25 protein-coding genes are annotated in these 23,435 nt (G+C 48.0%); 17 read left to right on the top strand and 8 right to left on the bottom strand.

Annotated features, from left to right (window positions below):
• The first annotated feature begins 11 nt into the window (after nt 1-11).
• Nucleotides 12-1,001, top strand: coding sequence for an EAL domain-containing protein (locus AC4EHB_RS10395; protein WP_490975481.1), 990 nt, complete (start codon nt 12-14; stop codon nt 999-1,001).
• 126 nt (nt 1,002-1,127) lie between these two features.
• Here AC4EHB_RS10395 and AC4EHB_RS10390 read toward each other — a convergent pair whose 3' ends face one another.
• From AC4EHB_RS10390 to AC4EHB_RS10375, 4 genes are all read right to left on the bottom strand, one after another.
• The gene (locus tag AC4EHB_RS10390) at nt 1,128-2,135 is read right to left on the bottom strand and encodes a FecCD family ABC transporter permease (protein WP_490981408.1); all 1,008 of its coding nucleotides are present in this window, start codon (nt 2,133-2,135) and stop codon (nt 1,128-1,130) included.
• On the bottom strand, nt 2,132-3,130 hold the full coding sequence (locus AC4EHB_RS10385; RefSeq protein WP_490975479.1) for a FecCD family ABC transporter permease: 999 nt from the start codon (nt 3,128-3,130) through the stop codon (nt 2,132-2,134). Before AC4EHB_RS10385 ends, AC4EHB_RS10390 begins: the two co-directional genes overlap by 4 nt.
• Nucleotides 3,131-3,230: 100 nt before the next feature.
• Complete coding sequence (locus AC4EHB_RS10380) at nt 3,231-4,148, bottom strand: iron-hydroxamate ABC transporter substrate-binding protein (RefSeq protein WP_490975478.1); 918 nt, start codon at nt 4,146-4,148, stop codon at nt 3,231-3,233.
• Nucleotides 4,149-4,154: 6 nt separating this feature from the next.
• On the bottom strand, nt 4,155-4,946 hold the full coding sequence (locus AC4EHB_RS10375) for an ABC transporter ATP-binding protein (protein WP_490981407.1): 792 nt from the start codon (nt 4,944-4,946) through the stop codon (nt 4,155-4,157).
• A 126-nt stretch (nt 4,947-5,072) separates the two neighbouring features.
• On the opposite strand from AC4EHB_RS10375, the gene AC4EHB_RS10370 reads away from it, so the two are divergent.
• Together AC4EHB_RS10370 and AC4EHB_RS10365 are read left to right on the top strand one after the other, a co-directional pair.
• Nucleotides 5,073-6,122 carry an NAD(P)/FAD-dependent oxidoreductase gene (locus AC4EHB_RS10370; RefSeq protein ID WP_490975476.1) on the top strand — a complete coding sequence of 350 codons (1,050 nt, stop codon included), beginning with the start codon at nt 5,073-5,075 and terminating at the stop codon, nt 6,120-6,122.
• 79 nt (nt 6,123-6,201) lie between these two features.
• Nucleotides 6,202-6,618, top strand: coding sequence for a cupin domain-containing protein (locus AC4EHB_RS10365; protein WP_290212370.1), 417 nt, complete (start codon nt 6,202-6,204; stop codon nt 6,616-6,618).
• Between the two features lie 47 nt (nt 6,619-6,665).
• Here AC4EHB_RS10365 and AC4EHB_RS10360 read toward each other — a convergent pair whose 3' ends face one another.
• Together AC4EHB_RS10360 and AC4EHB_RS10355 are read right to left on the bottom strand one after the other, a co-directional pair.
• Nucleotides 6,666-7,865, bottom strand: a complete 1,200-nt coding sequence (locus AC4EHB_RS10360) for an MFS transporter (protein WP_490981406.1) — start codon at nt 7,863-7,865, stop codon at nt 6,666-6,668.
• Nucleotides 7,862-8,296, bottom strand: coding sequence for a MarR family winged helix-turn-helix transcriptional regulator (locus AC4EHB_RS10355; protein WP_490975473.1), 435 nt, complete (start codon nt 8,294-8,296; stop codon nt 7,862-7,864). Before AC4EHB_RS10355 ends, AC4EHB_RS10360 begins: the two co-directional genes overlap by 4 nt.
• A gap of 201 nt (nt 8,297-8,497) precedes the next feature.
• On the opposite strand from AC4EHB_RS10355, the gene AC4EHB_RS10350 reads away from it, so the two are divergent.
• The 4 genes from AC4EHB_RS10350 to AC4EHB_RS10335 all read left to right on the top strand — a co-directional run bounded on the left by AC4EHB_RS10350 (nt 8,498) and on the right by AC4EHB_RS10335 (nt 10,959).
• Nucleotides 8,498-9,301: a PP2C family serine/threonine-protein phosphatase gene (locus AC4EHB_RS10350; protein ID WP_490981405.1), complete on the top strand. Its 804-nt coding sequence runs from the start codon at nt 8,498-8,500 to the stop codon at nt 9,299-9,301.
• 16 nt (nt 9,302-9,317) lie between these two features.
• The gene (locus AC4EHB_RS10345; protein WP_490981404.1) at nt 9,318-9,887 is read left to right on the top strand and encodes a GNAT family N-acetyltransferase; all 570 of its coding nucleotides are present in this window, start codon (nt 9,318-9,320) and stop codon (nt 9,885-9,887) included.
• 422 nt (nt 9,888-10,309) lie between these two features.
• Entirely contained in the window at nt 10,310-10,732 is a 423-nt protein-coding gene (locus AC4EHB_RS10340) for an SRPBCC family protein (RefSeq protein WP_490981403.1), read from the top strand.
• 14 nt (nt 10,733-10,746) lie between these two features.
• The gene (locus AC4EHB_RS10335; RefSeq protein WP_490981402.1) at nt 10,747-10,959 is read left to right on the top strand and encodes a helix-hairpin-helix domain-containing protein; all 213 of its coding nucleotides are present in this window, start codon (nt 10,747-10,749) and stop codon (nt 10,957-10,959) included.
• 55 nt (nt 10,960-11,014) lie between these two features.
• Here the strand turns inward: AC4EHB_RS10335 and AC4EHB_RS10330 are convergent, their stop codons facing one another.
• Nucleotides 11,015-12,244 carry an MFS transporter gene (locus AC4EHB_RS10330; protein WP_490981401.1) on the bottom strand — a complete coding sequence of 410 codons (1,230 nt, stop codon included), beginning with the start codon at nt 12,242-12,244 and terminating at the stop codon, nt 11,015-11,017.
• 138 nt (nt 12,245-12,382) lie between these two features.
• On the opposite strand from AC4EHB_RS10330, the gene AC4EHB_RS10325 reads away from it, so the two are divergent.
• On the top strand, nt 12,383-12,751 hold the full coding sequence (locus tag AC4EHB_RS10325; protein ID WP_490975466.1) for a winged helix-turn-helix transcriptional regulator: 369 nt from the start codon (nt 12,383-12,385) through the stop codon (nt 12,749-12,751).
• 61 nt (nt 12,752-12,812) lie between these two features.
• Here the strand turns inward: AC4EHB_RS10325 and AC4EHB_RS10320 are convergent, their stop codons facing one another.
• On the bottom strand, nt 12,813-13,664 hold the full coding sequence (locus AC4EHB_RS10320) for a MurR/RpiR family transcriptional regulator (protein ID WP_490975465.1): 852 nt from the start codon (nt 13,662-13,664) through the stop codon (nt 12,813-12,815).
• Nucleotides 13,665-13,792: 128 nt separating this feature from the next.
• Between AC4EHB_RS10320 and gnd the strand changes: the two genes are divergently transcribed.
• From gnd to AC4EHB_RS10275, 9 genes are all read left to right on the top strand, one after another.
• Nucleotides 13,793-14,677, top strand: coding sequence for a phosphogluconate dehydrogenase (NAD(+)-dependent, decarboxylating) (gene gnd, locus AC4EHB_RS10315; RefSeq protein ID WP_490981400.1), 885 nt, complete (start codon nt 13,793-13,795; stop codon nt 14,675-14,677).
• Nucleotides 14,678-14,717: 40 nt separating this feature from the next.
• Nucleotides 14,718-16,058, top strand: a complete 1,341-nt coding sequence (locus AC4EHB_RS10310) for a GntT/GntP/DsdX family permease (RefSeq protein WP_490975463.1) — start codon at nt 14,718-14,720, stop codon at nt 16,056-16,058.
• Nucleotides 16,059-16,760: 702 nt separating this feature from the next.
• Nucleotides 16,761-18,305: a gluconokinase gene (gntK, locus tag AC4EHB_RS10305; protein WP_490975462.1), complete on the top strand. Its 1,545-nt coding sequence runs from the start codon at nt 16,761-16,763 to the stop codon at nt 18,303-18,305.
• A gap of 203 nt (nt 18,306-18,508) precedes the next feature.
• Nucleotides 18,509-19,915: a GGDEF domain-containing protein gene (locus AC4EHB_RS10300; protein WP_490981399.1), complete on the top strand. Its 1,407-nt coding sequence runs from the start codon at nt 18,509-18,511 to the stop codon at nt 19,913-19,915.
• Nucleotides 19,916-20,175: 260 nt separating this feature from the next.
• Nucleotides 20,176-20,496: a hypothetical protein gene (locus AC4EHB_RS10295; RefSeq protein ID WP_490981398.1), complete on the top strand. Its 321-nt coding sequence runs from the start codon at nt 20,176-20,178 to the stop codon at nt 20,494-20,496.
• A 20-nt stretch (nt 20,497-20,516) separates the two neighbouring features.
• A complete protein-coding gene (locus tag AC4EHB_RS10290) occupies nt 20,517-21,131 on the top strand; it encodes a Type 1 glutamine amidotransferase-like domain-containing protein (protein ID WP_490981397.1) in 615 nt (204 codons plus the stop codon).
• A gap of 6 nt (nt 21,132-21,137) precedes the next feature.
• A complete protein-coding gene (locus AC4EHB_RS10285; protein ID WP_490981396.1) occupies nt 21,138-21,542 on the top strand; it encodes a GNAT family N-acetyltransferase in 405 nt (134 codons plus the stop codon).
• A 130-nt stretch (nt 21,543-21,672) separates the two neighbouring features.
• On the top strand, nt 21,673-22,593 hold the full coding sequence (locus AC4EHB_RS10280; protein WP_490981395.1) for a DMT family transporter: 921 nt from the start codon (nt 21,673-21,675) through the stop codon (nt 22,591-22,593).
• A 155-nt stretch (nt 22,594-22,748) separates the two neighbouring features.
• Nucleotides 22,749-23,378: a nitroreductase family protein gene (locus tag AC4EHB_RS10275; RefSeq protein ID WP_490975456.1), complete on the top strand. Its 630-nt coding sequence runs from the start codon at nt 22,749-22,751 to the stop codon at nt 23,376-23,378.
• Nucleotides 23,379-23,435 lie beyond the last annotated feature (57 nt).

Here is a 23,435-nt window from a genome sequence, read left to right as displayed (position 1 = left end):
GGGGAAGATTTTTGGAATGTAATAATTGTGCGGTTGCGAGCTTGAAGTTCGAAATTCGCCTGGATGGTGAATTGAACAGCTCGGTTTTGGAACAAGTTGCGGAGTTTTTGGAGAGAAGAGAAATGGCAGTAATCAGAAAAGAGAACAAATTGCAGATGGATGAACAGGGAGCCAGGGAATTCCTTGATTTCTGCAATGACTTGCTTGATCCAGATAAAGTGGCGTTTCGCATCAATCAGGAGTCATGGCAGCCTCTTTCTGAAATTGAACATGTATTCAACATGGCTTGGATTGACGACGTCATCAAGAACGAAAGGCTTATCTGCCATTACCAGCCAATTGTTGATGCCGACAAAAACGTGTTCGCCTATGAGATGCTTTCGCGCTTCCAGAACGAAGACGGCTCGACTATTTACCCCAATGAAATCTTCCCAGCGGCAAAAAGCAGAGGCCGCCTTTACGCGCTTGACCGGGTCTGCCGGATGACTGCTGTGAAACATGCGGCGGTCCTGAATGGGGAAAAGGCGTTTATCAATTTTATCCCAACATCAATTTACTCGCCGGAATTCTGTCTGCGTTCGACGACAGAACTTGCCAATCAATTGGGCGTCGACCCAAAACAATTGGTGTTCGAGGTTGTGGAAACTGAACGAGTGGATGACATGGACCACCTCAAGAAGATCCTTGCCTATTACAAGGAAAAAGGCTTCCAGTACGCGCTGGATGATGTCGGAGAAGGCTATAGCACAGCAGAGGTATTGGCTGAATTGAAACCGAAATACATGAAGCTGGATATGAAGTATGTCCAAGGCGTTGCAGAAGATGCCGCAAAGCAGGCGGTAGCGATGAACTTCCTGCACAAAGCGATCGAAATCGATTCGGTGCCATTGGCTGAAGGCATTGAAGTGGAAGAAGATTTCATTTGGCTGAAAAACAAAGGCTACGAGCTTTTCCAAGGCTATTATTTTGGCAAGCCGTCAGCAGAGCCGCAATTGGTTTAAATTTAAAGGCTTCCGGGACAATCGTTCCGGAAGCCTTTTTAAATGGAATTAACATAATAAGCCCCAGCGCTGAAACGCCTTGAAAAACAGAAAACCCTTGGGAGAAGAGTTTCTTCCCCCGAGGGTTTATTTTTTCATCAGCAAGTACATGAAATAAGGCGCGCCAATCAATGCGGCCATGATGCCGGCAGGGATGCCTGAAGGTTCAAGCAGGTTCCGGCCGAGCGTGTCCGCGAGCAGGAGCAGCCAGCCGCCAATCAGGATAGCGAGCGGCAAGAACAATTGGTGGCGCGGACCGACAAGTGATTTTGCGATATGCGGAGCCATTAAGCCGATAAAGGCGATGCCGCCCGTTACCGAAACCGCAGCGGCCGCTAATGCAACAGCAGTCATCAGCAAAGTAAGGCGTTCTTTTTCAATGGATACGCCGAGTCCTACAGCAACCGGTTCGCTTAAATTCAGCATATTCAAGCGGTTCGCCTTATACAAGGTGAACGGAATGAGCACCAGCAGCCAAGGAAGGATAGCGAGCACGAAAGGCCAGTCTGTGCCCCAGATATTGCCGGCCAGCCAATTGGCGATGAAATCCACCTTCTCGCGTTCGGCGGAGGAAATCAAGACAATCATGATGCCAGACAACGCCATTGAAAAGCCAATCCCGACCAATACCAGACGGATAGGCTGAAGGCCCGTTTCTTTATTATAGGAAAATGCATAAATCAGCAGCGCTGTGAGAAATGCGCCTGCAAAAGCAACAGCCGGCAGCAAGTAGACGAATAAACCCGGATCGACCGGCATAAACAGAAAGAACACTGCAATCGCCACGCCGGCTCCCGAATTGATGCCGATAATGCCCGGGTCCGCTAAATCATTGCGCGTGATGCTTTGGAGAATGGCGCCGGCGAGCGCAAGCGCCATACCGGCCAATAAGGTGATGAAGATGCGCGGCATGCGAATGGAATACAGCACAAAATCTTCTTTGAACGTGCCTTGTCCGATAAACGTCGCGAACAGGCGGTCATACGACAGGGAAGAATAACCCGAACCGAGGCTTACCACTACGGTTGCGGCAATCAGCAGCATGAACGCATAAAAAAAGCACCGCTGTTTTTTTACTAAAGCAGCCTGGATCATGTGAATGCTCCTCCTCCTTTACGTACAATAAGCAGGAAGAAAGGCAAGCCCAGCATGGCGACAATCGCCGCTACCGGAGTTTCAAAAGGTGCATTGATCGTTCTTCCAAGCAGATCTGCGAAGAGCATGAAAATGGCTCCTGCAATAGCTGACATGGGAATGATGTGGCGGTAATCGACGCCGACGATGGCGCGCACGATATGCGGCACCAGAAGGCCGACAAAAGCCATATTGCCGGCAAGCGCTACGGCCGCACCGGCAAGCATGGTAATGGCAACGAACAGGAGCGCTTTCGTCTGCATCGTTTTTTGGCCAAGGCCGATCGCTGCTTCCTCACTTAAGCTAAGAATCGATAATTGCCGCGCGAGCAGCAAAGCAATTACCAATGAAACGGCGATAAAAGGGGAAATCACTTTTAGCTGCCCCCACGTCGTGCCGATCAGGCCGCCGGCAGTCCACATCGAAACATCTTTTGAAATCTTGAAGTAAATGCCGATGCCTTCAGCCAATGCGCTCAAGAAAGCGGAAATGGCCGCACCGGCCAAGACGATGCGAAACGGCGAAAAGCCACCTCTTTTGACCGAACCGAGCCCGAATACGAGCGCCGCACCAACGGCGGCACCGATAAAGCAAGCAATCATGATACCGAAATAATTGGCAGCCGGTATGAACGCCAGCGTGATGGCAAGCGCCGCATTCGCACCGGCAGTCAAGCCGAGCAGGCCGGGATCTGCTAAAGGATTGCGCGTCATGCCTTGCATGATGGCACCGGACACCGCAAGTGCAGCACCGACAAGAACAGCGGCTAATTCCCGCGGCAGCCGTATTTCACGGATCACCGAAATGGCGTCGTTCGACGCGTTTGAAAAAAGCGCTAGTGTAGTGTCTTTCAAACTGATGTCCGCAGCTCCGAAAGCAATGGAAATGACGAACATGGCGGCAAAAGCAACGGCGCCTGCAGCTATTTTTATGAAAAATGAAGTTTGGTTTGGCATAAGGCATCATCTTTTCTATATAGGCTAAGATTCAGTATTGCATAGCATGTGCTTTAACACCAAAGAGGAATCCCTGTTGGCAGGAATTCCTCTCGCAGCGTTATTGTTTCAGAAAATGTTCCAAGAAGAACTCCAACTGATAGTCCAATGAAATTGGATCATTGAAATAGAATTCCTTGGCGTTGGCTTCGAAAACTTGGCCGTTTTTGACGGCTGGCGTATTTTTATAGACATCGGTTTCTTGGAAAGAGTTGTCTTGTTCGCTGTCTTTGCTGAAGATGACGTAATCGCCCATGTACTCAGGAAGCACTTCTTGCGACAAAGCGTAGAAGCCGTCTTTCAAAGCCATTTCTTCAACTTTGGCAGGCATTTTTAGTTTCATTTCCTGATAAAGGATTTCGGTTCCACGTCCCCAGTTGTCTCCGAACACATACAATTGCTTATCGAAGTTTTCGATGACTGAGACAGTTGCGTCTTCGCCGATTTCAGCACGGATATCATCGCCGGCTTGTTGAGCGCGCGTTTTGAAATCGTCAATCCATGTTTGTGCTTCTTGTTCTTTATTCACTAATTTACCAATTTCCAAATGCTGCGTGAGGTAATCAACTTTGCCATATGTATACGTTACGGTAGGCGCGATTTCCTTTAATTTGTCGATGTTTTTGATTGTCGAAAGGCCAATGATCAAATCTGGATCCAATTCGATGATTTTTTCTAAATTATCTTCTGTCACTTCTTCAACACCCTGCAATTCTTCTTCAAAACGCGGGTTCGCTTTCGACCAGGCATCAACGCCTACCAGCGGAACATCAAGCGCCATGACATTTCCTGCATAAGTGGACAGCACCAAGACGCGCTGCGGGTCTGCCGGGACTTCCACGGGACCGCTTTCGGATTCGTATGTAATCGTATCGGACGAGCCTGATGTTTCAGCAGGCTCAGCCGTTTTGGAATCGGAATTGCATGCAGCAAGCAGCAATGCTGCCAGTAAAACAAGGAATAGGGATAGCTTCTTCATAATGGGTCAAGCTCCTTTGATTAAGTTATAGGTGATGCAGATCGGTTTTTGTGTTCTTGGGTCGATGCCGATGTCAGCATCGATACGGAATACGGATTTCAGTACTTCCGATGTAATGACTTCGTGGCTCGTGCCCGACTTAACAATTTCACCGCTTTTCATGGCAATGATGTGGTCGGCGAAACGCGACGCTTGGTTCAAATCATGGAGCACCATGACGATTGTGCGATGTTGATCTTCATTGAGCTTCTGCAGCAATTCGAGGATTTCGAGCTGATGCGCCATGTCCAGATAGGTGGTCGGCTCATCAAGAAAAATCATTTCGGTTTCCTGGGCGAGCGCCATGGCAATCCAAACGCGCTGGCGCTGGCCGCCGGACAAAGCGTCTACCGGATGGTATTTAAAAAACTGTGTTCCGGTGACGTCGAGCGCCCAATTGATGATTTCGTAGTCTTTGGCGGTCAGGCGCCCGAAACCTTTTTGGTAAGGGAAGCGGCCGTAAGAAACCAGTTCGCCTACTGTCAGACCCGGCGCGCTTTCCGGCGTTTGCGGAAGAATCGCCATTTTCCTGGCGAGCAGCTTTGTGTTTTCCTTGGCAATTTCTTCCCCATCGAGCACGATTGAACCGCCTTGATGGGGGATGACGCGGGTCAGCGCTTTCAGCAGCGTCGATTTCCCGCAGCCATTGGAACCGATAATCGTCGTGATTTTCTTGTCTGGAATCTGCAGCGACAGGTTTTTAACGATTTTCCGTTCCCCGTAGCTAATGTCCAAATTCTCTGCGGACAGGCGCACCATGCATTCTCCTCCTTTCAATATTATTTATGTATATAAGTTGATAATGAGAATCGTTTTCAGTACAATGATAACTATAAAACTAATGAGAATCATTGTCAATTATAAATTGGGAGCAGGTGTGTCAAAATGGTTAATGCAGAGATATTCGACGTCACAATCATCGGAGGTGGACCGGCGGGGCTTTATTCGGCATTCTACAGCGGACTTCGGGAAATGAAGGTAAAGCTGATTGAGTTCCAGCCGCAGCTTGGCGGAAAACTCCATGTCTATCCAGAAAAAATGATTTGGGACGTCGGGGGCCAGACGCCGATCCAAGGTGAAAAGCTAATTGCGCAATTGGTGGCACAAGGCCTGACATTCAAGCCTGAAGTCGTTCTCAATGAAAAAATCGAAAAAATCGAGCGGAACCAGGAGGGCCATTTTGAACTTGCAGGCTCTTCAGGGCAGGTGCATCTGTCGAAAACGGTTATCGTGGCAGTAGGGGGCGGCATCCTGAACCCGCAAAAGCTGGAAATCGAAGGCGCTGATCGCTTTGAAGTATCGAACCTGAATTATACGGTGAAGTCGATAGAACGCTTTAAAGGCAAAACAGTGATGATTTCAGGAGGCGGCAATTCAGCCATCGACTGGGCAAACGAACTGGAACCGATTGCCGGCAAAGTCATGGTGACTTACCGCAAAGGGGAATTGGCGGGGCACGAAGCACAAGTTTCCCAGCTGATGAACAGCAAAGTCCATTGCTTCCTTAATACAGCAATTACGAAACTTATCGCGTCAGATGAGCGCGATGTAGTAGAGTCGGTCGAATTGACCCATCAATTGACGGGAGAAGCGCATCTCGAACCTGTTGATGAAATCATCATCAACCACGGCTATGAGCGGGACGCGACATTGCTCGAAGCAAGCGACTTGCCAATCGATATTGCCGACGGCTATTATATCTCAGGCAATGCGAACAGCGAATCCACGGTGCCTGGGCTTTTTGCTGCGGGTGATATCTTGCAGCATCCAGGCAAGCTGAATCTGATTGCGGGCACTTTCCAAGACGCCGCAAACGCAGTGAACAAAGCAAAGCAATTTATACAGCCAGACGCCAACGGCTTTGCCATGGTGTCTTCACATAATGAAGTATTCAAAGAACGCAATAAGGAATTGGTAAAGCAATTGATCACCTGATTCAGAAACCTCTTGTTTGAATGGGGACATTTGAAGGTATATTACAAATGTCGAGGAAAATTCAAAGGAGGAACTTTAAATGGATTTTAAAGATCATGGAAAAGAACCATATGTATTGAATATCGAAGACGCAACAAAAGAAAACAGCAATTTCCGCACAACGATCTGGACGGGTGAAAACCTGCAAGTGACAGTGATGAGCGTGGAACCGGGAGACGACATCGGGTTGGAAAAACACGAAGGCGACCAATTCCTGCGCATTGAAGACGGCAAAGGCTTCGTGCAGATGGGCGACAGCGAAGACAATCTGACGTTCGAAGAAAATGCCGAAGATGATTATGCAATCATGATTCCAGCTGGAAAATACCACAACGTAACGAATACCGGCGATGAGCCGTTGAAGATTTATTCAATCTACGCACCGCCCGAGCATGAAGCCGGCACTGTCCACAAGACAAAAGCCGAAGCGGAAGCTGCAGAAGCGGAAGAAGAATAGAATAAGGAATAGCAAAAGGGCATCCTCAATCTGAGGGTGCCCTTTTTTCATGCAGTTGCAGCAGCGCGGTTAGCGCGGTGTTCTTTTCTTCCGTGCAGAAGATAATACAATACCAGAATAGCAGCTGCGACGGCGCTCAGAATCGCATACAGCTGGCTGAAGCCTGTAACCGAAATGATAAAACCGAGCAGGTAAGGCCCGAAGCCGAGCCCGGCGTCCATAAAGATGAAGAACGTCGATGTTGCTAGCCCCATGCGATGTGACGGCGTCAGTTTTACCGCTACTGCTTGGGTGGTAGATTGGATATTGCCGAAGCCAAGTCCGATCAAGAAGCCTGCCAGCAGAAAAGTGAAGCTGGTTTGGGCTGTGCTCAATAGCAGAAGGCCGGCTGCAAAGATGATGATGGCGGGATACATAACAAAATTGGCGCCTTTGACATCCATCAAGCGGCCAGTGAATGGCCGTGAAATCAGGATCGCGATGGAGTAGACGAGAAAGAAGAACGTTGCCGCTTCGACGAGCTCCCGGAAGTCGGCGTAAAAGCTGATAAAAGACAGCACGCTGGCGTAGCAGAATCCAGCGATAAACGTGATTAACGCAATCGGAACCGCTTTTGGCTCGACATAATCGGAAATCTTGAACCCTTTCGTTTCGTTAATGTTCGGTGGTGCTTCAATCGGTGGCACTGTAACCAGACAGGAAATAAGCAAGCTGATTGCTCCGAAGATAAGGCAAAGCGTAAAAATCATATCAAATGTCGAATTCTGTGACATATAAAGCCCGATAAATGGGCCAATGGCGGTGGCAAGCGTCGTGCTGAGGCTGAAATAGCCAATTCCTTCGCCCTTTCTCGACATCGGGATGATTTGAGCAATAATGGTGCCCGCAGCGGTGCTGGCGATTCCCAGTGTTACGCCGTGCAGAAAACGAGTGGACATAAGGAATGGAAGCCCAAAGTCCAAGAAATAGAAGAGCGTTGTCAAAGTGAACAGGACGAGTCCGAGAACCATCGTTTTCTTGCGGCCGATGCGGTCGATTGCACGCCCCATGAAAATCCTTCCGGTTAATACACCAATAATGAATATACCGGTGACGAGGCCAGCCTCGCTATTGGAAGCGTTGAATTCTTGGACTGCGTAGACGGCAATGGTCACCATTAATAAATAAAAGACAAAGACGAGAAAAAAGTTGACGGACGACGTGAGGATAAAATCCTTCGTCCATAAAGGGGCTCTATTTTTGTTCAATTTGTATGCTCCTTACTGGTTAGTTGATGGCGTATCCCTTTCATGATGCTTGTGGTCTGCTGTTGCTGGGGTTCCGGGATGCCGTAGAGGATTTCCTCTTCGAGCAAATCTACCGCTTTTCGCACTTCTATATATAATGCGGCTCCCGACTCGCTCATTTCGACCCGTTTTTCCCGGCGGTCTTTACCGGGGACGAGCGATAGATAGCCGACTTTCTCCAAGCGGTTTATCGTGCGAGTGATCGTCGGTTTTTCAACGCGCAAATATTGGGCGAGTTCGACTAAAGTGGCCGATCCGTTATTGGCAAGATAATGAAGAATCGACCATTGTGCACGATATAACCCGTAATTGCCCAGTACATCGTTCAAATGGTGCTCAAATGATCGGTACAACAGCATAAACTGCTGGAAAAATTCCTGAGAAGATTTCATGTTATGCCTCCTTGATTATTAATTCGGGAAGCTAATGGTTAGCTAAGGTAACTATTAGATGATAAAGCAAAAAAATAGGATTGTCCATAGTTTTGTACTGATAAATGAGTAATGAAAAAAGAAAAGAATGATAAGGAAATATGTTCCAATTTATAGAAGATTCAATTATACTTTATTAAATTAGAAAGGGGGTTCAGTATGATGGATAAAATCGATTCGGGCTTCCGTTGGGTCGGCAGTGAAAGCAATTTTGTGGATCGTCTGGACGTCCAGGACATAAATGGCTTGGTGGTTGGCCGTTTCGGCGGCAACTCGTCAGCAGGGCAATATAAAAACGAAGATGCATGCCTTGTTTGGAAAGATAGAACCGAAGACTGGGAATTCGTGATGTTGCTGGATGCCCATAATACAGCGGAAAGTGCAGAGGTCGTTCTGGAGCAAGTCGAAACGCATGAACAAGAAGTGAAGCTGCTGCTAGCGCAAGCAGTCAGCGGCGATTTTTTCAGGAACTTGGAGCACATGGTTTTGGAAATGTTCCAACAGGAAGCGTTCTTACAAGCTTGCCGGAATGTGCAAGGGGAGACCGCTTGTCTGATTGTGGTGCGCAAAGGGAAATACGTCTGGTGGTTTTCGGTAGGAGACTGCCTTATGTATTTATTCCATCCGGAACTAAAGGCTCTTGGACAATATCAGCTCAACCAACGCCAGTTCTATGAATGGATTGGCGAGGTAAATACGTTTGATCAGCCGATCCCATGTTACTCTGCTGGAACGAGAGAGTTGCGGCAAGGTGTAAATCGCGTGTTCTTGACGACAGATGGGCTGGTCGAATGTCCAGGCGGAGTTTTTAGGGAGCCGGCAAGTATATATGAGGCAAAGACCGGGAAAGTCGGCGTTGAATTGATGCTAAAGAAGATACAGGAACATGGTGTGCGAGACAGTACGACGATTATTTCCTGGGAAATAACGGTCTTTGAACCGGCTGCGATGGCCAGCGATCAATGAAAGGCGGTAAACGAAGATGGAAATAGAAGATATTTATAAAACAATGCCGACTATGGAAACGGAAAGGCTAATTCTCCGCAAACTGATGATGCAAGACGCGGAAGACATGTTCAACTATGCTTGCGAACCGGCTGTTTCCCGTTTCATGCCGTGGGAAGCGCACAAAACAATAAAAGAAACGAAGGAATTCATCGGATTCATTTTAGCGGGTTATGAAGGGCAGCGAAAATTGACATGGGCAATTGAACTGAAGGCCACAGGCGAAATGATTGGCACCATCGATTTCATTAAGTGGCTGCCGAAGCATGGAAGGGCAGAAATTGCCTATGCATTATCGCGTCAGTATTGGGGGATGGGTTATATGCCAGAAGCTGCAAAAGCTTTGATGGCTTTCGGTTTTAACAATATGGAGCTCAACAAGGTTGAAGCTTCCATACTGTTGGGAAATTGCCAGTCACGCAGCGTTTTAGAAAAAATAGGCATGTCTTTCGAAGGCGTCGCCCGTCAACACTTTAAATTAAGGGATGAATTTGTTGATTTGGCGATGTATTCCATACTGCGAAGTGAATTTTTAGCACCCCAATGATAAACCCAGGGTTTCGAATGAAAACCGGCAAGGAAAGAAGCTCCATCTTCCAAGACTTCAATTTCTACTTTCAACTTGTTCTTCCATTTCGTGTATTGCGGGTCTTCCGGATCCGGCATTTTTGGAGCAATTACCTGAAAAGCTGACCCCAGCTCGCCCTCCAAGGACTGCAGCAATCCTGTACTTCCTTGTTTTTCCCCTTGAGGGCCGGCACTGTGGATGAATAAAACCTGCTTCATGGAAGCCGCCTCCTTTAGTGTCACCATAGTCCCTTTGCTGAGAACAAGAAAAGTCTAGCGCTAAGATGTTTTCACTTTATATTTCTCCATTATTTCGCTTTTCAAACATCCCTTTCCACTTCTAATCCTGATAAAATACAATTAACTAAAGAGGCCATGACTTTATTGACAGGAGTGAATTGCATGATGAATAAGACCAAAATGAAAATAGCTAAACCTGCTCATGATGTATTTGAAGCATTTGCAGATCCCGAGAAAATCGGAAACTTCTGGTTTTCCTCAAGTTCCGAACGGTGGCAACCTGGCAGGGCCATCATTTTGCGATATGAAGAATACGATGCTGAAGGAAAAATCGATGTTTTAGATATGGATCCTGATCGGAAAATTGTTTTTCAGGATGAATCCCAGCATCTGGTCACCATTACACTAATTGAAGAATCGCCCTCTTCCACAATCATTGAAGTCACTGAAGAGGGGTTTGATGAATCGGCACCCCAATTTATAGCTGAACTGGTCGACAATAAAGAAGGATGGGTTTACGCCTTAACGTGCTTAAAAGCTTATCTGGAATACGGCGTCAATTTACGGGCAGCACTCGTCAAATAAGAGGAGCGATTCCAATGGAGAAAATACCTTTAGAAGAGGAACATGATTTTCCTAGAAGCATCGGCAAACCGGCGCAGCGTGCGCTTTTGGCTGCAGGCTATCACCGGCTGCAGGACCTGGCTTCAGCCAAAGAGCAGGATTTGCTCGACTTGCATGGCTTTGGCCCGAAAGCATTGAGCATACTGCGCAAAACTCTTGCAGAACAGGGTTTGGGTTTTAAATCCTAAAACAGCCCACATAAAAAGCCATTCCGAAATCAAGTGATTTCGGAATGGCTTTCTTCTATAATGTGGCTTCGTTTATTGCCGATTCTTTGAAAGTTGATTGCTTCGCCTGTGCTTTGTGTTCAAGCACGCGGCTCCATGCACTCAGCAGCACTGCGCCAAAGACCATGATTGCACCTACCCAGGAAGTATGGATAAGGCCAATCGAATCTGCCACCATGCCTCCGATTACAGCACCGATGGCAATCCCTGCATTGAACGCAGCAATATTGATGGCGGAAGCCGTGTCTACAGCGCTTGGCACGTAGCGTTCAGCAAGCATGACCGCATAAACCTGCAGACCGGGAACATTCATGAACGCGAACAAGCCCATTAATAGGATTGTTATCAAGCCGGCAATTTTGAATGGTGCTGTAAATGACAGTACCAGCAAAATGACAGCCTGGATCAAGAACATGTAAAACAACGCTTTGATCGGATTGCGGTTTGCGAGCTTGCCGCCGATGGTATTGCCGGCAGCAATCGCGATGCCGTAGCCCAGCAGAATAAGCGTCACCGTGCCCGCTTTAAAGCCCGTGACTTCCTGAAGCAACGGGGACAGGTACGTGAAGACGACGAATGTTCCGCCATAGCCAAGAGCGGTGATGGCAAATACCAGCAACAGCCGGCCATTCGTCACCAGTTTGGCCTGGTCACGGAATGTGGTGCGCGCCGCTTTCTTCAAATCAGATGGAACCAGCAGGCTGTTGCCGATAAACGCGATGATTCCGATAACGACAATGGCCATGAATGCGAAGCGCCAGCCGAATTGCTGGCCAAGGAAAGTGCCGAAGGGAACGCCGGTGACGGTGGCTACCGTCAAGCCAGTGAACATTAAGGCGATAGCGCTGGCTCTCTTGTTTTCCGGCACAAGGTCCGCCGCAATCGTTGCGCCGATGGCCATGAAGACGCCGTGCGCCAAAGCGGAAACGACCCGGGCAGCTAAAAGAACAGTGACAGTCGAAGCAGTTGCGGCAATAAGATTTCCGATGATAAAGACGACCATGATCCACAGTAGCAAGGTTTTCCGAGGCATGTTCGATGTCATAGAGGTTAGCACCGGTGCACCAACCATTACACCAAGTGCATATAAGGAAACCGTCAAGCCGGCAGTAGTGACAGAGATACCCAAATCAGCAGCGATCATCGGCAGCAAGCCGACACTGATAAATTCAGTCGTGCCGATTGCGAATGCACTAAGGGCTAACGCCAATAGCGCGAAATTACTTCTTCTTTTATTTAAAGACATTTTTTTCTCCTCCAATAAATTTAATATCGATCCATTTTGTTCGATAAATGTTATTATGAGATATGGAGTTTATAAAAGGAAGTACGTACTTTAAAGTGCTATAGATACTTTTTAGTGCCTATGGGAGGACGGATCGATATGGCGAAGAAGTACAATATCTCGGTGGAAGCGACATTGGAAGTGATCGGAGGCAAATGGAAAACGGTGATTCTCTGCCATTTGACGCACGGCACCAAACGGACGAGCGAATTGCGCCGCCTGATGCCGAACATCACGCAAAAAATGCTGACACAGCAATTGCGCGAGCTGGAGGCGGATGGGGTCATCAACCGCATTGTCTATAACCAAGTGCCGCCGAAAGTCGAATACGAATTGAGCGAGTACGGCTGGAGCCTGCAGGGAATTCTGGATTCACTGTGCAATTGGGGCGAGATGCATATTGAAAGAGTCTACGGCGATAAATTCGAAGTTTTAGAAGAAGGCATCCTGAACGATCATTTGAAATAACCGTTATACACACTACTGAAAAAGAGCCAGTCCCCATAATTTGGGGAACTGGCTCTTTTTCTTATAACCGCTTCTGCGACATCGCTTGGCGCATATCCTGCAAAGCGCTTTTGCCTTCGTCTCCGCGGGCGATCATCAAGTTCGTATAAAGGGCATCGATCAAGCTGAGCTGGGCGATGCGGGAAGAGAGGGCTTCTGAACGGAAGTCGGTTTCCTCTGAAATGGTATAAAGGGCGATATCGGCATCCTTTGAAAGCGGTGATTTGGCAAAATTCGTTACACAAATGATCGTGACGCCTTTTTCTTTCAGCACGCGCAAAATATCAAGCACATCGGTCGTAGAACCGGAATGCGAAATGACGATGGCCACATCGCCTTTTAGTAATTGCGACGCTGCCATCAACTGCATATGGGAATCCAAGTTCATCGATACGAGCAGCCCGAGGCGGATGAACTTGTGATAGCCGTCCATGGCAATCATCGCAGAGCCGCCGCTGCCGAAAAACTCGGTTTTGCGGGCTTTCATGATGGCAAGTACAGCGCGTTCCATGGCGGCTGCATCAACAATCTGCAGCGTTTCTTCGAGCGTATTGATATTGGAGCGGAACACTTTTTCGGTGACGCTCCGCACGCTGTCGCCTTCTTCGATTTGTTCGTGGATGTCTTTCAGGGGCGCTACAACTTCGGCTGCGAGCGAAATTTTAAAAGCCTGAAAGCCTTTAAAGCCGATGCGCTGGCAGAAACGGAAAATGGTCGATTCCGCAAGGCCGAGTTCATCAGCAATCTGATTGATCGTCAGATGAATGATGTTTTTTGGGTCGTTCAAAACATAATCGGCGATTTTCTTCTCTTTATCACTGAACCGCTGGTAGCTTCCGCGGATGGCTGCCAGCGCAAATAGCTGCTCTCTCATAATGCGCCCCTCATTTCTCTATCCATTATTTCTCTTTATTATAGAATAACATGTTGCTTACGGAAAAATATTTGATACAATAAAATAAATACGGAAAAATATTCTTTTTTTAATCAGGAGGTTTTATTATGCAAATCGGAGTTATTGGACTTGGCAAGATGGGCTTGAACCTTGCCTTGAACTTAGCAGACCATGGCCACGAAGTCGTCGGCTATGACAGCCATGCGGTAATTGAAGAAAGCGGTTTCACTAAAGTTTCGTCGATAAAAGAATTGGTCGGCAAGCTTTCAGCGCCGCGGACGGTTTGGCTGATGGTGCCAGCTGGGGAAATCACGGAATCGGTGATGGCGGAAGTGGCCGGATTGCTGGATACAGGCGATTCGATTATTGACGGCGGAAACTCGAATTACAAAGACAGTGTTCGCCGCGCGGAAGAATTGAAAGCAGAAGGAATTTTCTTGTTTGACTGTGGCACAAGCGGCGGAACAGAAGGTGCGCGCCACGGCATTTGTTCGATGATCGGCGGCGATGCCGAGAAATTCAAAGACATCGAACCGTTATTCCAAGGTATTTCAGTGAAAGATGGCTATCTTTACACAGGTGAAGCGGGAAGCGGGCATTTCCTAAAAATGGTCCACAACGGCATCGAGTATGGCATGATGCAGTCGATTGCGGAAGGATTCGAAATCCTGAACAAAAGCAAATTCGACTTTGACTACGAAAAAGTGGCAGGCGTTTGGAACAATGGTTCCATCATCCGTTCTTATTTAATGGGGCTTACGCAAAACGCTTTCTCGAAAGACGAGAAATTAGAAGGCATCCGCGGCGTCATGAATTCATCCGGCGAAGGGAAATGGACAGTGGAAACTGCGCTGGACCTGAATGTTCCCGCACCGGTCATCACATTGTCATTGATGATGCGCTACCGTTCGCTTGAAGACGATACGTTCACGGGGAAAGTAGTGGCAGCATTGCGCAATGAATTCGGCGGGCATGCGGTCGAAAAGAAATAACATAAAATTATTTGGGGATGTACATTAAGGGGGAAACGAAATGTCAGGTTCAACATTGATCATGGTGGCGCTAGCCGGTATTTTTCTATTATTGTTTTTGGTTATCCGCACGAAATTACACGCATTCGTAGCACTTTTGCTCGTCAGTTTACTGGTTGGTATCGCCGCTGGCATGCCACTGGGTGAAGTTATCACATCCATTCAAAATGGGATGGGCGGCACATTAGGCTTTGTCGCTGTCGTCGTCGGACTCGGCGCGATGTTCGGAAAAATGCTTGAAGTATCTGGCGGAGCAGAACGTTTGGCTGCTACGATGATCAACAAATTCGGTGAAGATAAAGCGCAATGGGCGCTTGGCATCACCGGCTTCATCGTTGCCATTCCGGTATTCTTCGATGTCGGTTTCATCATTTTGGTGCCGATCGTCTATGGTTTGGCCCGCAAAACAGGCAAATCGCTTTTGCATTACGGGATTCCGCTTTTAGCAGGTCTTGCTGTTACACATAGTTTCATCCCTCCGACACCAGGACCGATTGCGGTCGCTCAGCTGGTGAACGCTGAACTCGGATGGGTCATCTTATTTGGTACAATTGCAGGGATTCCAGCCATGATCTTGGCGGGACCTATATTCGGCCGCTACATCGGCAAAAAGATCCACCTTGAAATTCCAGATTATATGGAAATCGAAGAACGCGAATACGATAAGGATCTTCCAAGCTTCGGTATGATCACATCATTGATTCTTATCCCGCTTGTATTGATCTTGTTGAACACGGTATCGTCAGTGCTGCTTGAAGAAGGCAATATCGTCCGGGACATCTTCGTCTTTCTTGGACATCCGTTCGTTGCTTTGACAATCGCTACGTTGTTGACATTCTACTTATTGGGCACAAAACGCGGCTATTCGCGCCAAGAAGTACAGGACATTGCGACGAAATCGCTTGAACCTGCCGGAATCATCATCCTTGTTACAGGCGCCGGCGGTGTCTTCAAGCAAGTGTTGATCGACTCTGGCGTCGGTGAAGTATTGGGCGACATGATGGGCGACTCGGCATTGCCGCCAATCGTCCTGGCGTTCCTGATCGCGGCAGCTGTCCGCGTAGCACAAGGTTCTGCAACTGTTGCCATGGTAACAGCCGCTGGCCTGATCACACCGCTGCTTGAAATGGTCGGCATGACAGGGCCGGCGCTCGGCCTGATCGTTATCGCCATAGCTTCAGGGGCAACCGTACTTTCACACGTCAACGACTCCGGCTTCTGGCTGGTCAACCGCTACTTCGGCATGGACGTCAAAGACACCTTAAGATCCTGGACGGTCATGGAAACCATCATCGGCCTAACAGGATTCACCGTAGTCTTGATAATCAGCTTCTTTATCTAATAAAACGGGAAAAGCTAAATTATACTTAAATGGTAAGATAGATGATACCGACATTCCGCAAAACAGCTGCGAAGGTATCGACCCAAGAATTGGGGAGGTACCTTCGCGACGAAGCACGAAATGCTGCAGGAGCACATGTTTTTTGCCGCGGGCGGGCGCCAAGCCTCCTCACTCGCTTCGCCCCTTGCGGGGTCTCGGCTGTCTCGTCGCTGCGCTGCCCCGCAGGCAAGACTTACCCGAAGCCTGCGAGGGCAAGTCTTTGCGACGAAGTGCGCAGCACTGCAACGCACTTTAATGTCTCGAAGCTAGCGCAGCGATGCAACGGTTTTTCATGTCCCGAAGCTAGCGAAGCGTTGCAGGGACAGAGACAGGAGCAGTACGTTTTTCTCCGCTGTTTTGCTTCATATCTGGAGTACAGTAACAACTGAAAAAAATGTATCTTTAAAGTACTTCGAAAAAGAAATGTTTTGTTATTAAGAGAGAACTTTGAATGAAGCGGAAGGCGGCGACTCCAGCGGGAGCAGCGAAGCGACCTGAGCTGAAGGCCCCGCAGGAGCGTTATCGACGAGGAGACTGAAGCCAGGCCCGCGGAACGCGTCCGCCGGAAGCGAAATGAAAAGAGCTAACGAGAATTTCTCAACAACCTGAAAAGAAAAAGGACCAACTCCTTTTTCTTTTTCTTGTATCTAAAGGAGGGCTAGCATGCCTGATCAATCGTATTATTTGGGTGTAGATATTGGAACGACGTCGACGAAAGCCGTGCTGTTCGATAAAAAAGGCACGGTTGTGGAATGTGAGACGGTCCTTTATCCGCTTCATACTCCGAACCAGCTGGTGGCGGAACAGGACCCGGAAGAGATTTTCCGCGCGGTCCTGACATCTGTGCGGGAGACGCTGCGCAAAAGCGCAATCCCCGCGCAATCGCTGGCGCTGGTATCGTTCAGTGCAGCGATGCACAGTCTGATCGCCATTGGCAAGAACGGCGAATTGCTGACGCAGAGCATTACCTGGGCAGATACCAGGAGCGCGCAGTATGCCAAAAAAATCAAAGAAGAAATGGATGGCCATGAGATTTACTTGCGCACCGGAACGCCAATCCATGCCATGTCGCCGCTGTCGAAGCTCGTGTGGCTAAAATCGGAGGAACCCGCGATATTCGAAGGGGCCGAAAAATTCATCGGCATCAAAGAATATGTCTTTCATAAACTGTTCGGCGAATACATCATCGACCATTCACTCGCTTCTGCAACCGGCTTGTTCAACCTGCAGAATCTTGATTGGGATGAGGGGGCGCTCGGCGTCGCCGGCATTACCACTGAGAAACTCTCCCGTCCAGTGCCGACGACCCATGTGCAGACTGGGCTTTCTCCGGAATACGCCACGTTCATGGGCATTCGCCAAAATGTACCTTTCGTCATCGGTGCCAGCGACGGCGTGCTGTCGAATCTCGGCGTCAATGCCATTGAACCGGGTGTCATTGCAGTGACAATCGGCACGAGCGGTGCCATCCGCACGGTTTCGCCGGTGCCGAAAACGGATCCAAAAGGACGGACATTCTGCTACGTCTTGACAGAAGACCATTGGGTCGTTGGCGGTCCGGTCAATAATGGCGGAATCGTCCTGCGCTGGCTGCGGGATGAATTCGCAACTTCTGAGACGGAAACGGCGAAACGCCTCGGCATCGATCCGTACGACGTCCTGACGAATATCGCTTCAAATGTTAATACAGGTGCTGATGGCTTGCTGTTCCTGCCATATCTGACAGGGGAGCGTGCTCCCTTGTGGGATGCCAATGCCCGCGGCTCGTTCTTCGGATTGAGCATCCACCACAAAAAACAGCATATGATCCGAGCGGTGCTCGAAGGAATCGTCTTTAATCTCTATACGGTGCTGCTCGCTGTCGAAGAACTGACAGGAGAGCCGGCGCGCATCCAGGCATCGGGCGGCTTTGCACGCTCTGAGATGTGGCGCCAGCTCATGGCAGATGTTTTCGACAAGCCCGTCATTATCCCAGAAAGCTTTGAAAGCTCTTGTCTTGGGGCGATCGTCCTTGGCATGTACGCAATCGGCGAGATTGAAGATTTCAGCATTGTGTCTGACATGATCGGAGAAACGCATACCCATTCTCCAGACCCGGAAGCGTCTGCGATTTACCGCGAACTCTTGCCGATTTACATCCGCTTGTCGCGGCTATTGAAAGATGAATACGAAAGCATCTCAGATTTCCAGCGCAAACACATACACTGATGGCCTTTAACACGAATCTTCTATCAGAAAAACCCGCAGCCTTTTCCTGGCTGCGGGTTTTTCTGAACTTTTATCTGGAATAATTTTTCCATTAAACTTCAATAAACTACTTTAATAAAATGTCTTTTCAAGGTAAACTAAAGAAAAAACTAAAATAGATAAAAATAACTACTCTTTTTTAATTTAGATAGGAAGTGTGGGCTATGCCAAATAGCAGCTTAGAGCTCTTAAAGCGGGAAGTATCCGACAAAAGGGCTGAAGGGAAATACCGTGAAACCATTGAAAAAGGTTATATTTTACTGGAACAGGCAAAGAGGAGCGGCGATTCGAAGGCCATGCTGGCGGCTTACTTAAATATAGCCGCATCGTATTATTTCATTGGCGATATCGAAGAAGCCTTTAGGTGTATTGAGTCCTATAGGGAAGTATGCGACGACCAAGGCGACGAGTCGGATCATTTAAATTTATACCATGTGCTGTTTCTCTTATATGAATACACTAAAGACTACCCACGGGCAAAAGAAACTTTGCGGAAAACCATCCGGACAGGCCAACAATTACAAAAGCATAAGCTCATCCCTGTGGCGTATGGCAATATGAGCCATGTTTACTTGATGGAACAGCGGTTTGCAGAAGCATTAGAAGCTGCCAACAAAGCGCTGGATTATGCAGAACAGAGCGGAGCATTAAAGCCGATTCGCTGGATGAGGATTAAGATGAACGTCATCAAAGCCCAAATCGGCTTAGGAAATTTCAAGGATTCCGGCGAAGGGCTCGATGAATTATTGAATGACCCGATGCTTGATGATTATATGCCGGAAAAATCGCAATGCTTCAGTATCCAAGGCGCTTGGTACGCTGAACAGAAGCGTTATAAAGAAGCTTTTGCGGCATACACTTCCGCAAAAGAGTCGGCAGAAAGCTATAAAGACATGCAATTACTGCAAAGCATTGAAAAAGAACGCTGCCGTTTATGCGAATTGATGGAAGATATCCAATTGGGCTACGCTGTTCAGAAGCAATATATCCAATTGCTCAACGAAGTCCATCACAGTGAGTTGGCGCTTGCCGCGTTAAAGCTTGATATCAAGCACAATATCGTCGAGTACGAACGAAAGGCCAATACGGATTATCTGACAGGGTTGTATAACCGCAGCTACATAGAAATAACCACCAACAAATGGCTCAAGCAAGCGGCCGCGGCACATGAAAAAATATTGTGCCTTGCTTTTGACATTGACGATTTCAAATCCATCAATGACAGCAATGGCCATCTATTCGGAGATGAGGCCATCAAATTGGTCAGCCAAGCCTGCTCAAAAGTGTTCCGGGAAGAAGATTTGATCGGCCGCTATGGAGGGGATGAATTCGTCATCTTGATCCAAGGAGGTTCGCTGGAAATCGGCGAGAAAAAGGCAATGCAACTCCAGGAGGCGTTGGGTGCCATTGAATTTGAGGGCGAGTCGGCAACTAGGCCGCTAACCATCAGCATCGGCATCTCTGATAACTTGAATGGCAAGGTCCAGAGCTTTAAAGAGTTATTCCACATGGCGGATACTTGCCTATACAAAGCAAAGCAGAATGGAAAAAATCAGATTGTCCTTGCGTAAAGGCAGAATGCCGCGTCATTTACCATTACATCACGTCTCTAACTCAGCGTGATGTTTTCTTTCTCTTCAATTTATCAGAAAACATATTTAATTTAGAGAAAGCTTCTGCTAATATGAAGAGAGTTGATCGCGATAAGCAAGATACAAGCAAGTGTTATTGTGTGAAAGAATAGAGCCGGCTTTGATGCCGGCTTTTTGAGAGGACTTTTCTGCTGGATTCCTTGTAGCGGACATCAGCTTTATCGAGAGGGGAAAAGAAAATGGACAGGCGTTTGTATGCAATGTGGTGGACAGCAGCATTTTTAGTCGTTGCCGGCATCATTCTGAGTCTATCCAGTACAGCTTTCGGCCAGGCGCGCGCGAGTGGATGGTTGAACCGCCAGTACGACAGCGTCGGCGATGGAGAAACTTATCAATTGATCATGGAAACCAATACGCTTGTTTTTGTTGTTTTTGGCAGCATCTTGTTCGGGGCAGGGATTTTGCTGGCGCTCGCCAGCATGGGGCTGCATATTTTCGCAGCCAAGCCTAAGCAAACAACAGAGCTTGATGAACCATTCACGGAAGCAGAAATACATTAATCTGGGAAAGGCTGAGGCAGATGGCGCATATCTTTTTAACTTCAAAAGGTTTTTTTACAGAATCAGTAAAAGATGATTTTCTGCAGCTTGTTGACGGCCGGATTGCTGCTCTAAAAGCAGCAATTATCACGACTGCTTCTTCGAAAAAAGAAAAAAATCCATTTGCCGTAAAAACAAAAGAAGATTTTCTGGAGATGGGTCTTATGACGGTGGATTTCCTGGACATTGAATTTGAAGATGCCCGAAATTTATTGGGATACGATGTGTTTTACATATGCGGAGGCAATCCGTTCCGCTTGCTGCGCGAGTTAAAAGAAAGCGCAGCGGAGGGGGTCATTGAAGAACTGATGGGACGCGACGCCATTTTCATAGGAGTCAGCGCCGGAGCCATGATTTTCGGTCCCCACATCGAAATCGTCAATAGCTTTACACCATCGATGAATACCGTGAACTTAAAAGACTTAAAGGCATTGGGCATTTTTCCAAAACCCATTTTCCCGCATTACGGCCGGGAAGATAAATTTCCCGACAGTACCGGTAAAACGGTGGAACAGCGGATTGCTGAATTCGAAGCGGTACATAATCTGCAAGTACAGCGGCTGACTGACAGCGATGTCCTGTTGATAGAAAGGTGATTATTTGTGGAAACAACTGAAAGTATTTTTATCCAAGTTTTTAAAGACAGCGACTTTCCGGCCATCCAGCGCATGAACGAATCGGAAGGATGGACAAACCTTGCATCGAAGCCGGACATCGTGAAAGCTGCATGGCAGCATTCGAATGTGGCGTTCGTTGCAGTACAGCAAGGAGAAATTATTGGCTGCATGCGCGGGCTGACAGACCAATTCATCACGCTGTATATCTGTGAATTGCTGATTGCTGAGAATCGCCGAGGTGAAGGCCTTGGCAAAGCATTATTAGCGCATGTCCACGCGCTTTATCCGGAGACGCGCCTGGAAATGCTGGCAAGCAGCACGTCGCAAAGCTATTACCAAGCGCATGGCTACCGCCCATTTTACGGCTTTCGTAAAACGTTCAATGAATAACAGGGTCTATGTAAGCCCAACAGACGGACAGAAAAGGGGGATCCTCCCATTCCGCTCCGTTTTTATTTTGTCTGAAAAGGGGGTATAATTCAGAAAAGCGCAGTTGGCGGAACATGGATGGGGAATAAGTATGAGCCATTTTAAATTATATATGATCCTGGTGGCAGTGATGTTCGCCTGGGGTATGAATGTGCCGGTCATGAAATACCTGACGGCGCAGATGGGGCCGGTGACGATGACGTCGCTGCGCATTTTCCTTGCAGGGGTCATGGTCTTTGCGATTCTTTCGGTTTTCAAGCTTGTCCGAAAGCCGACGAAAGCGGAATGGCCGTTCATCGCAGTGGGAGCGCTGCTCAATGTCGTTATCCATCATTACCTGATTTCCGTAGGAATTTCACTGACGAGCGGAACGAACTCAGGTTTGATCATTGGCTCGAGCCCGATCATGACAGCAGTCTTGAGTTTGCTGCTGCTGCGGCTGACGCCAACAAAATGGCAATGGCTCGGATTCGTCCTGGGCTTTATCGGAGTAGCTGCCACTGTACTGGCGGGCAACGCGCAGGCAAGCACAGCTTCTGCTGGAGATTTATACATATTGCTCGCTATGGTGGCACAAGTGATGAGCTTCATGGTCATCAGCAAGGCATCACGAACACTGGATCCCCGTTTGTTGACGGCGTATATGTTCATCATCGGCTCCGCGGGGATTTTCCTGATCAGCTTGGTGATGGAACCAGGCGAATGGCGCGCCTTCGCGAACATGGATGCCACGTTTTGGCTGATGCTCTTTGGTTCTGGAATCATTGCGACGGCAATTGGGCATATGCTCTATAACCACGTTCTCGGGAAAGTGGGGCCTTCGAAAGCCGCTATCTTCATTAATTTAAACACTTTTTTCGCGCTTCTTGGTTCGGCTGCATTCTTGGGTGAAACCATTACAGGCTATCATCTGATCGGCTTTGTCGTCATCGTTTTTGGCGTGTTATTAGGTTCAGGTGCGGCGGAAGAGCTATGGCGCATGAAAATCAGGTCATCGAAAAGCCAGCATTAAACCGTTCCCAAGGAGCGGTATTTTTGTTTCACGTGGAACGCCTAATCCACCGACATTTCTATAAGCCGAGCAGGTTCGTTGACGCTGCTTCAAAAGGGTGGTAAGTTATATTTATCTACTTACTAAAAGTAAGTGAATTACAAGGAGGCTACACGATGGCAATTGCTGCAGAATCATCCCTATATAAGGTAATGAAAGAAAGAAAATCAGTGCGCGTTTACGACCCTAGCTTCAAAATATCGACAGAGGAAATCGAGGAGCTATTGACCATGGCGACGAGCGCTCCTTCATCGAGCAACTTGCAAGCATGGAATTTTATCGTTATCCAAGACCAGGAAGTAAAAAAAGAGCTGCGTGCCATTGCCAATAACCAAGCGCAGGTCGAAGATTCTTCGGCGATTATTGCGGTACTCGGCAACATTGACGCGTACAAGAATGTTGAAAAAATCTATACACAAAATGTCGAGGAAGGCCATATCGACGAAGCGATCAAAGAACGCACGATTGCCAATACGTACAAGGTTTATCCGAATGCCCCGGTCGAAGCACGCATGAATATCGCTTCTTATGATGCAGGCCTTGTGTCGATGCAGCTGATGCTGCTTGCCAAAGAACGCGGATATGACACGATTCCGATGGGCGGATTCGACAAAGTGAAGTTTGCCGAACATTTCAGCCTGCCGGAACATCTTTTCCCGATTGTCTTGATTGCCATCGGCAAAGCAGCGGCTCCAGCTTTTGGAACTTCCCGGCTGCCACTGGAAGACGTTGTGCGCTTCATCTAGAATTTTGGTTTTCAGGCCGTCGAAAAACTCTCGGCGGTCTATTTTTTTTTGCGTTTT

The sequence above is a fragment of the Planococcus sp. TJ-302 genome, assembly GCF_058268455.1.
The sequence above is the reverse complement of the archived record's forward strand: the minus strand, read 5'-3'. Positions and strand labels throughout refer to the sequence as shown.